At 59.1% G+C, this 242-nt stretch carries 1 protein-coding gene; it reads left to right on the top strand.

Features of this window, described 5'->3' with window-relative positions; all coding sequences use genetic code 11:
- A partial coding sequence (locus AC0L3U_RS40055; protein ID WP_473365218.1) for a GNAT family N-acetyltransferase occupies window positions 1-242 on the top strand: 242 nt, incomplete at both ends.

Genomic DNA, 242 nt, shown 5'->3' with positions numbered 1-242 from the left:
GCTGCTTGCTCTGCTTTCGGAAGGTGCGTCAATCTGTGTACTGCGCCGCGACGGCAAGACCGTCGGCTACTCCATGAAGCGCGAATTCGGGCGTGGTCACGTGATCGGTCCCATTGTCGCCAGCAATGATTATGACGCGATCCATCTCACGGCCGTGCATCTTAAGGATCTCACCGGCCGTTTCGCCCGCGTCGATACCCGGGAGCAAACGGGCCTGTTTGCTGACTATCTTCAGCAGAGCC

The organism is Bradyrhizobium sp. Kon69 (assembly GCF_055807515.1).
Note: the sequence above shows the minus strand (reverse complement) of the source record. Positions and strands in the feature narration are given on the sequence as shown.